Genomic DNA, 9,764 nt, shown 5'->3' on the forward strand with positions numbered 1-9,764 from the left:
GAGGAAATGGGGAATAAAAGAATCAACAGAACGGCGAGAGCGCCGATCCGAAGGATTTTTCCAGGAAGAACTTTATCAGAAGAAGAACACTCCAAAAATAAATTCCTTATGACTTTTTTTACAAAGAGCTTAAATTGAAAAATTCAAATGAGCATGACTGGCAATCTATTACTACAACAATTTTGAAAAGTAAATACCTTAAATATATTTTTTTGAAAAAATTTTAAAAATATTCATCATTAGAATCAATTTGATACTTTTTTCCCAAAAAACACTAAGCAAATACGATGTCTTTTTTCAGGAAAATAATGATAGCGAAAGGATTCACAAATTCTTTTTGCAAGAGATATGAATGAAAAAAGTTTTTAAATCAGACAGATGGTTGAAAAACGAATCACAGGAATTTAAAACGAAAAAAAATTTAAGTAATTAAATGGAACTACAAAATTGTATGACATAACACTTTCGGAGTAGTCAAAAATCTGAAAAAGTGGTTTAAATTTTGGATAGTCGATTGAAGACTTCATTAAGATTGATGAAAAGAGGGTTTTCCACAAGCAATGATGTGAAACAGTAGTCAAATTCTTGCATTGTTGAAAAACGGTCCGATCCAGTTTCCGCCCCGATTTATAGTCATTCCTCCGGAAAGGGAGTACTTAGAATCTAATGGATTCCCGATTAAAACTTTCGGGAATGACACCTTAAGAAAAGTCTAACCGATCGAAGAACCCCAGCAAGACTTCGGCAAGCCTTCGCCCCGAGCCCGGTCGAAGGGTCAGTCGGACGCTCGTTCGAGCCGCTGGGGAGATTACAGCGGGCTGTGCGGTTGGAAGAACCCTCTCCCAATAATGGGGTTCTTCAAACCGAGAGGATTTAATTCCATTGCAAGCTCCCATTTTCAAAGGAATCAACAAAAGTCCTCCCAAAGCCGGGACCCGATCTGATCACACAAAGCTAAAAATAACCGGATATCCAAGGCCTTCAAAAATTTCCGTCCTTGTGGGCGGGCGCCTTTTTGTGTTAAAGTAAATACCGAAATCGAAAAGGAAATTTAAAGATGAGCGTTGAGGAAAAGTGGCAGGCCAACCGGGATAAAGTGGCATTTGCAAAATCTTTCCCGGGTTGGATTAACGACTGGACCGAGGTTCAAGGCAAAACATTGGAGCGGGTGATTCCTTTGAATGAATCTAAAATGAGCGTTGCGATTTTTTCAGGAGGGCATTTCGGAATTCTTCCCGGCGGTTACATTGAGCCTGCCGCCTTGATCAAAGCCCTCGATGCGGTCCGCCCATGGTTAGAATCCGTTCACCCCAAAGCGTACCAAACGCTGGATGATTTGACGGCCCAGGACAAAGAGTTAAAACGGAAGACCCGTCTGGAAAAACTATTGAGCGCGGTTAAAAACAATTACCCCGATATGCCGGAATTAAAGGACGAACTAAAAAAGCTCCTTGACGAGCTGCCTTAAAATAGAATGGAAACCTTAAAAGCCGTAAAACCGACCTACGATATCGCCCTCTCCTACGAAGAAAATTACGCCCGGGGCCCTTTTTTTGACGGGCCCTTCCCCGAACGGGTCATCGAAAAAAAAATCCGGTTCCTTGACTTCGAAGTCAATTCAATCGTGGGAATTCCCGCAGGCCCTCTTTTGAATGCCAATTGGATTCGGGTCTATGCCCGGCTGGGATTCGACCTCCCGGTCTATAAAACCGTCCGGACACAGGCCCGACCGAGCCACCCCCCTCCCAACTGCTTGTTTGTAGACGTGAAAGGACAACTGACCGAAAAGCGATTTGATAAAACACTTCGGAGCATCGAGGGCGATTGGAAGGGACCCTTGGAGGAAATTTCGATTACCAATTCATTCGGAATGCCTTCCCGGGACCCGCGGATCTGGCAGGAGGACGTCGAAAAGGCGAAATCATATCTCGAACCGGGGCAGATCCTGACCGTGAGCGTGGTGGGAACCGTGGGAGAGGGAGACCTCATGCAGGATTACGCCCGGGGAGCCGCCCTGGCCCGGGAAGCGGGAGCGGACATCGTCGAAATCAATCTTTCCTGCCCCAACGTCTCTTCCGGAGAGGGACAGCTCTTCACGGACCCCGAATACGCCGGCCGGCTTTGTAAAACCGTCAAGAAGGCGCTTCACCACACGCCTCTCATGATCAAAATCGGGTACCTCACGGATGATCACGTTCTGAACGAGCTGGCAAAGCACACCGCCCCATCGATTCAGGCCGTCAGCGGCATCAACACACTTTCCTTCGAGGTTTTGACCGAAACCGGGGACCCCGCCCTCCCGGGAAAGGGGAGGATCCGATCCGGGATCTGCGGCGCTTCCATCCGGGAATGCGGAATCCACCAGGTCTCCCGTCTGGCGAATATCCGGCAAAAAGAAGGATACGACTTCGGACTGGTCGGGGTGGGAGGAATCATGAGGGTAGAGGACATCGACCGCTATGTCGAAGCGGGAGCCGACGTGGTCATGAGCGCCACAGGGGCCATGTGGGATCCCTATCTGGCCTATCGTTACTGGCAGTCCCGCCGAAAACCACCGAACCCGCCCGGTTAAGCAGAGACCAGGATCAACCGAATATCCATCACATTGGTCCGGGTCGGTCCCGTGATCAGAAGGTCCCCCAGGGTCTCGAATAAAGGATAGGCGTTATTTTCGGAAAGATGCCTTTCGGGCGATAGACCCGATCGGCGGGCCCGTTCCGCCGTACTCCCGTCGGAATACGCCCCGGCGGCGTCGGTCAAGGCGTCCGTCCCGTCGGTCCCCCCGCTCAGAACCGCCACCCCCTTCACCCCTTCCAGTTCCAGTGCGGAGGCCAACGCGAATTCCTGGTTCCGGCCGCCCTTCCCGTTTCCCCGAATCGTTACCGTGGTTTCTCCACCCGAAATAATACAGGACGGGGGTCGGACCGGCTGGTGGCTTTCCACCATTTCCCGGGCGATGGCCGCGTGAACTTTGGCAACCTCTTTTGTTTCCCCTTCCATACGGCTCGATAGAATCAGCGGATGAAATCCCAACCGCCTGGCTTTATTTTTGGCGGCTTCCAGTGCCGACCGGTTGTTCCCCACCATGACATATTGTGCCCGCTTGAATACGGGATCATCGGGTTTCGGGGTCTCCGGATACCCTCCCCGACTTCCCGTTTTTAAATAATCCATAACCGGAAAGGGCAGGGTGGATTCGATTTGATATTTTTCAATGATCTTCAAGCAGGTTTCAAAGGTCGTCGGATCCGCAACCGTCGGTCCGGAAGCAATCACATCGGGGGGGTCTCCGACCACATCCGATAAAACGAGGGAGATAAACCGGGCGGGATAAGCCCTTCGGACCAACTGCCCTCCCTTGACCCTCGATAGATGTTTTCGAATGGCATTGATTTCTTGAATGGTGGCCCCGCAGGACAGGAGCCGCTGGGTCGTCATCTGCTTATCTTGAAGGCTGATCCCTTGAACCGGTAACGGAAGCAGGGAAGATCCTCCCCCGGATAGAAGACAAATGACAATATCTTGTGAAGTCATCCCGATTAATCGTTCGAAAATTTCTATGACCCCCTCTAGGCCGGCCTCATCCGGCACGGGATGGCCCGCTTCGATTACCCGGGTCTTTTCTAAATTTAAGGCATGTCCGTACTTGACGATGATCAGACCCTCCGTGAGTGCATCCCCGAGAACCTTCTCTAAAGCCTTGGCCATGGGGGCGCAGGCCTTTCCCCCGCCGATAACGTAAATCCGAGTCCCCCGCCTGAGGGAGTAGCGTTGAGAGCGAACCCAGAGGTCACGCCCTTTCCGTCGGACGGACCTCCTGACCGAGACTTCCGGATCCACAGCAGACAATCCCGCATCAAAAATGGCACGGGCAGCCTTTTTGAGTTCCGGGTAATTCATCGGTGCTTTTTTGGGTCTACCCTTCAGCTTCCCTCTGAACACTCCATTCTCCTAGGAAACCGTTAATTCCATCACAGTATCGACGGGTTCTTTTCCATCAGGCCCTCTTCCTCCCAAAAGATAGACCGTTCGGTTGAATCCCGCAACGCCCATGATGACCCTGGGATATGGCATGGGGGATATATCATGCCATTTTTTTTCATCGGGGTGAAAATACGCTGCGCGGTCTTGGATTTTTTCGCCGTCATTCCCCCCAAAAACGAACAGATGATGATCGAGAACACAAGCGCCGATCCCAGCGGCCGGCCAAGGTAAGGTCATTCCCTGATCCGGTTTCCACCTATTTTCCGATTCCGAATAGACCTCCACACAATCGAAATTCGTAAACGAAGTCCCGGTAAATGCCCCTCCCCCCATTGCCAAAATACGGTCCTGAAACGTGATGGCGGCCAATGAGAACCTAGGCGTCGGCATGGGGGAGATTCCCTCCCAACATCCCGATTCCAGATCCAATACCTCGGAATATGAAAAGGCGGGGTCCGTCAACGGCCCGCCCTTCGCATCTGGATGATGTCCTCCAAAAAGGTAAATTTTATTTTCATGCAAGGTTGCCGCTGGAGAATCATGCTTTTCCATTAAATCAGGTCCTGCCTCCCAACTGTTTCTTCCGGGATCATAAATTTCGACGGTCCTTAAAAACTCAAAACTCCCGTTGGATTTTCGAAAACCTCCTCCCATGACAAAAATTTTCTCATGGAACGGAACGGCAACCACCCCAGACCTGCGGGTTGGCATAGGGGCACCCTTCGTCCACCGATTCTCTTTGGGGTCATAAATTTCTACAGAGTCCAGGGGTTCAAAATTAAAACCGCCTCCCCCGATAACATAAATGTGATCGCCCAGGGTGGTCACCCCAAAATGAGAACGGGGTTGGGAAAGAGGGTTTTTCAAAGACCATCCAAAATTAGAAAAAGAATTTCTCAGTTTTCCCATTGGTAAACTTAACCTCCTTAGATGAAAATTAATCCATTGGGGTTTAAACTAGGTACCAGGCCCCCCTTCTGATCGGATCCCCCGTCACACTCTGCCTCTTTCCTGTTGGGTTAAAACTTTTGATGAAGCCAGAGCATGTTTTTGAGCTTGGATTTCCATTTGACCTCTTGAATGTAAACCTTTTTTCCGATACCCTAACACAAGGTGCGGGTAGATTAAAAATGAAAATTTTTCTAACCGGGGGTTCGGGTTTTGTAGGCAGGGTCCTTGTTAAAACCCTTCTGGAAAATGGGTTCCAGGTAACCTGTTTGGTCAGACCCGGATCCGAAGAAAAATGGAAGGAATTATTTTCTCCCTCCCTGCAGCTGATCTGCGGAGATATCACCCAACCGTCTTCCTATGGGGAGGGGTTGGAGGGAAGGGAATGTGTAATTCACCTGGTGGGCATTATCAGGGAATTTCCCGCAAAAGGAATTCAATATCAAAAAATCCATGTGGAGGGAACTCAAAATCTAGTCATGAATGCCCTTAAACGGAAATGCAAACGTTTCATTTATATGAGTGCCTTAGGCGCGAGGGCTTCGGCCTTGGCCCGATATCATCAAACCAAATATCAGGCTGAAGAGGTGGTCAGGCGAAGCGGTTTAAACTATACGATTTTCCAACCCTCAGTCATTTTTGGCCCAGACGACCGGTTTATCAATATGCTTGCCAGGATGGTGCGTCTTAATCCCATAACGCCTCTCATCGGAGGGGGGAAAAACAAACTCCAACCCATTTTCGTTTCAGATATTTCAAAAGGAATTCTCTTGTCTTTAAATGAAAAAAGGGCTTTCTACAGAACCTACCCTGTAGGGGGTTTGGAAGCCTACTCCATGAAACACATTTTTACCCTGATCAAAAAAGCGTTAGGCATTAAACGGCCGAATATTAGAATTCCCCTGCTTTTCATCAAACCGGTGGTCAAGATCATGGAGCCTTTCCCCTTTTTCCCCTTAACCTCCGACCAATTGACCATGCTAAAAGAAGATAACACCTGTGATCCAACCCTCTTCTTTGAGCATTTTAAAATGGCTCCCATGCCATTCCCAGAAGGGATAAAAAACATTCTCCGGCATTGACCCATGAGTAAACATTCAAATAAAGACATCGAACAGCGGGTTCAATTCCTAAGAAATGAAATCGCACGCCATAATTACCTTTATTATGTTCAGGACCACCCGGAAATTTCCGATTCCAAATACGACTCTCTTTTTCAAGAACTCATGGACCTGGAAAAAAAACACCCCGAGTGGATCGTTCCGGACTCACCGACACAACGGGTGGGGGCTCCCCCTCTTGAAGATTTCCCAAAAATTACCCATCGGATTCCGATGCTTTCCTTGGCCAATGCAATGGGAGAAACCGAACTACGGGATTTTGATGATCGCGTTCGCAAATTTCTCAAACGGGAATTCCCTGTTACTTATGTGGGGGAACCCAAAATGGATGGGGTGGCCGTCTCCCTCACTTATCAAGACGGCCGTTTCTCCCATGGAGCTACCCGTGGGGATGGAACGGTTGGAGAGGATATCACACAAAACCTGAAAACCGTCCGTTCCGTTCCTCTACGCCTATTGGGAAATTCGTTCCCCCAACGCCTGGAGGTCCGGGGAGAAGTTTACATGGAAATTAAAGGATTCAGGGCATTTAACCATCGGCAGGAGGAACGTGGGGAGAAAACATTTGCCAATCCAAGAAATGCCGCCGCGGGATCCCTTCGGCAACTGGATTCTACGGTCACCTCCAGCCGTCCACTAAAAATTATGGTTTATGGAATAGGTGACACCTCACACCCCATCGGTGGCTCTCAAAGCGAAGTCCTGACTCATTTAAAGTCTTTTGGTTTCCGGGTAAACCCGCTAGCCCGTCAATGCCTGAGCCTTGACGATATGATTCATTATTTCAGCGAAATTTTAGAAAAACGGGAGACCCTTCCTTATGAAATTGATGGAATCGTGTTTAAGGTTGACGATCTTCAATTGCAACAACAATTAGGGACAGTATCCCGGTCTCCCCGTTGGGCTATTGCCTACAAATTTCCAAGCAGGGAAGAGACCACCAAGATTCTCGATATTATTGCCTCCGTTGGAAGAACTGGGGTTATAACCCCCGTGGCCCTCATGGAACCCATCCAACTGGGTGGGGTGACGGTTTCAAGGGCCACACTTCATAATCAAGATGAGATTAATCGAAAAGATATCCGTATTGGAGACACCGTTGTGGTTCGACGGGCAGGAGAGGTCATTCCGGAAGTGGTCACCGTGGTCCGATCCAAACGTCCCTCTCAAAACCGACCCTATCGGTTGCCTCAAACCTGCCCTGCCTGCGGTTCATTTGCCGTCCGAGATGGGGAGGAAGCTGCCTTGAGATGTCCTGGGGGATTATCCTGCCCAGCCCAATTAAAAGAATCGATTCGTCATTTTTCATCCCGTCGGGCTTTAAATATAGAAGGTCTTGGGGAAAAGATAATTGACCAGTTTGTTGAGCAAGGAATGCTTAGGTCCGTCGCCGATCTTTATTCTCTCAATATAGAACAGGTGGCCGGACTCAATCGAATGGCAAAAAAATCCGCGGAAAACCTCATTCAGGCCATAGAGAAAAGCAAAAAAACAACCCTTTCCCGTTTTATCTTTTCCCTGGGCATTCGGATGGTGGGAGAGGCCACTTCCCGATCATTGGCTGAACAATTCGGTGATCTGAAAGCCCTCTCAATAGCCCATGAGAAGCAGCTCATTCACCTTCAGGACATTGGCCCTGAAGTCGCACACAGCATTTTTACTTTTTTCCGTGAAGCCCATAATCAGGAAACCATCAATCGGCTGGTAAAAGCAGGGGTTCATTGGAAGAAAAAAGATCCAACTCCAAAGGGAATTTTTTCCGGAATGACTTTTCTTTTTACAGGATCCTTATCTTCCATGTCACGGGACGAAGCAAAACAAACCGTGGAAAACCACGGGGGAAAAACTTTAAACTCCCTTTCAAAGAAAATTACTCATGTGGTCATGGGGAGTGACCCCGGCTCAAAAGCGGAAAAGGCTAAAAAGATGGCTTTACCCATTCTTGATGAAGAAGCTTTTTTGAGGCTACTTCCAACCCGTTTAAAATAAAAAACAGGGGTTGGTAAAATCCGCGGGTCTACTTCCCAGCCCGAGCGGGTGGAAAATGGGGGCCAGTGGAACAAAAAGGGAAGGCGTCAACCTGGTTTGCAAGTGCAGGGCTGGACCCAACCCTTTTTAAAAAAAGAGAAAGGAAAATGAATGACAACCTCTCCAAGCCCAGGAAATAGTTTTATCCTCAGGATAGAAACAAAAAACACCGTTGGTATGTTGGGGAAGGTAACTTCCTCTATCGGAAAAGTGGGCGGGGACATTGGCGCCATGGACTTGATCTCGGTTTCCCCTAAAACGATTATTCGAGATATCACCATCAGCGTATCGAATTTGAAACACCGAGGAGAAATCGTAAAAAAAGTTCAATCCCTCCCCTTTGTAAAATTGATCAACGTATCCGACCGAACCTTTTTGGTTCATTTAGGGGGGAAAATTGAAATAAAGGCCAAGGTCCCATTGAAGACACGGGCAGACCTTTCTCAGGTATACACTCCTGGGGTTGCCCGCGTTTCTCTCGCGATCCATGACAATCCTTCCGACGCCTTTCATCTGACCATTAAGAAAAATTTGGTGGCCGTGGTTTCAGATGGATCGGCGGTTTTGGGACTGGGGAATTTAGGCCCGGAGGCTGTCCTTCCGGTTCTAGAAGGAAAAGCAATGCTTTTTAAAGAATTCGGGGGGGTAGATGCTTTTCCAATTGCCTTAAAAACACAAGACCCTGAGCAGATCATAGCTACCATTGAGGCGATCAGTCCTACCTTTGGGGGGATTAACCTGGAGGATATTTCCTCACCTCGCTGCATTGAAATCGAACGGATTTTACAAACCAAGTTAGACATTCCTGTTTTCCACGATGATCAACATGGCACCGCAGTGGTAATTTTAGCCGCCCTGATCAATGCCTTAAAAATTATCCAAAAACAGGAAAACGAAATTAAGGTTGTGGTGAACGGAATCGGCGCCGCGGGATCTGCATGCTGTCGCATGTTATTGGACTTTGGCGTAAAGGAGATCATTGCCTGTGACCGGACCGGGACCTTATACAAGGGCCGAAAGGAGAATATGAACCCCGAAAAACAGGCCATTTCCCAAATCACCAACCCCAGCTTAATAAAAGGAAGCATTTCAAAGGCTTTGGAAGGAGCTCACGTTTTCATTGGACTGTCATCCGGAAACCTCCTTTCGGTAAAAGAGATTAAAAAAATGGCCAAAGACCCCATCGTATTTGCCCTGGCCAACCCTGAACCGGAAATTGCACCCGAGGCCATACAAGGGGTGGCCCGAATTGTGGCCACCGGCCGGTCCGACTACCCCAACCAGATCAACAATGCCCTTTGTTTCCCAGGAATTTTCAGGGGTGCGCTGGATTCAAAAGCAATGACCATCAATGATGAAATGAAGCGGGCTGCCGCCACAGCAATCGCCGGTTGTATCACCCCAACTGAGCTGTGTGAAGATTATATTATTCCGAGTATTTTTAATCGTGTGGTTGCTCCAAGAGTAGCCAAGGCCGTGGTGAAGGCGGCCCACCGGACCCACGTGTCACGCCGGATTCGTCGCCGATACTCAAATAAACAATATTAGAGCCTGTCCGGCAAACCATTAAGTTAGGGATAGCACATTGGCGAATGTGATCCGTGCGGAATTATTCATCCATCGAAGAGTTAGAGGGTCCATCGATATGGAAGTCATGGTATATGCAAGAGAGGCATCCATGTC

At 48.5% G+C, this 9,764-nt stretch carries 8 protein-coding genes; 5 read left to right on the top strand and 3 right to left on the bottom strand.

The window, feature by feature from the left end; translation table 11 throughout:
* Positions 1 to 701 precede the first annotated feature (701 nt).
* The gene (locus VGB26_05030) at positions 702 to 911 is read right to left on the bottom strand and encodes a hypothetical protein (GenBank protein ID HEX9757150.1); all 210 of its coding nucleotides are present in this window, start codon (positions 909 to 911) and stop codon (positions 702 to 704) included.
* A gap of 146 nt (positions 912 to 1,057) precedes the next feature.
* On the opposite strand from VGB26_05030, the gene VGB26_05035 reads away from it, so the two are divergent.
* The gene (locus VGB26_05035) at positions 1,058 to 1,468 is read left to right on the top strand and encodes a hypothetical protein (protein HEX9757151.1); all 411 of its coding nucleotides are present in this window, start codon (positions 1,058 to 1,060) and stop codon (positions 1,466 to 1,468) included.
* A 6-nt stretch (positions 1,469 to 1,474) separates the two neighbouring features.
* Entirely contained in the window at positions 1,475 to 2,572 is a 1,098-nt protein-coding gene (locus VGB26_05040; GenBank protein ID HEX9757152.1) for a dihydroorotate dehydrogenase, read from the top strand.
* On the opposite strand, the gene VGB26_05045 is transcribed toward VGB26_05040, so the two are convergent.
* Positions 2,569 to 3,942: a glycerate kinase gene (locus tag VGB26_05045; GenBank protein HEX9757153.1), complete on the bottom strand. Its 1,374-nt coding sequence runs from the start codon at positions 3,940 to 3,942 to the stop codon at positions 2,569 to 2,571. The genes VGB26_05040 and VGB26_05045 overlap by 4 nt on opposite strands.
* Before the next feature lie 9 nt (positions 3,943 to 3,951).
* A complete protein-coding gene (locus VGB26_05050) occupies positions 3,952 to 4,893 on the bottom strand; it encodes a kelch repeat-containing protein (protein ID HEX9757154.1) in 942 nt (313 codons plus the stop codon).
* A 122-nt stretch (positions 4,894 to 5,015) separates the two neighbouring features.
* On the opposite strand from VGB26_05050, the gene VGB26_05055 reads away from it, so the two are divergent.
* The 3 genes from VGB26_05055 (at position 5,016) to VGB26_05065 (ending at position 9,629) form a co-directional block, all read left to right on the top strand.
* Complete coding sequence (locus VGB26_05055) at positions 5,016 to 6,014, top strand: complex I NDUFA9 subunit family protein (GenBank protein HEX9757155.1); 999 nt, start codon at positions 5,016 to 5,018, stop codon at positions 6,012 to 6,014.
* Between the two features lie 3 nt (positions 6,015 to 6,017).
* Entirely contained in the window at positions 6,018 to 8,042 is a 2,025-nt protein-coding gene (ligA, locus tag VGB26_05060) for an NAD-dependent DNA ligase LigA (protein HEX9757156.1), read from the top strand.
* Positions 8,043 to 8,192: 150 nt separating this feature from the next.
* Positions 8,193 to 9,629, top strand: a complete 1,437-nt coding sequence (locus VGB26_05065) for an NAD-dependent malic enzyme (GenBank protein ID HEX9757157.1) — start codon at positions 8,193 to 8,195, stop codon at positions 9,627 to 9,629.
* Positions 9,630 to 9,764: the final 135 nt, after the last annotated feature.

It is taken from the genome of Nitrospiria bacterium (assembly GCA_036397255.1).
Lineage (GTDB): Bacteria > Nitrospirota > Nitrospiria > DASWJH01 > DASWJH01 > DASWJH01.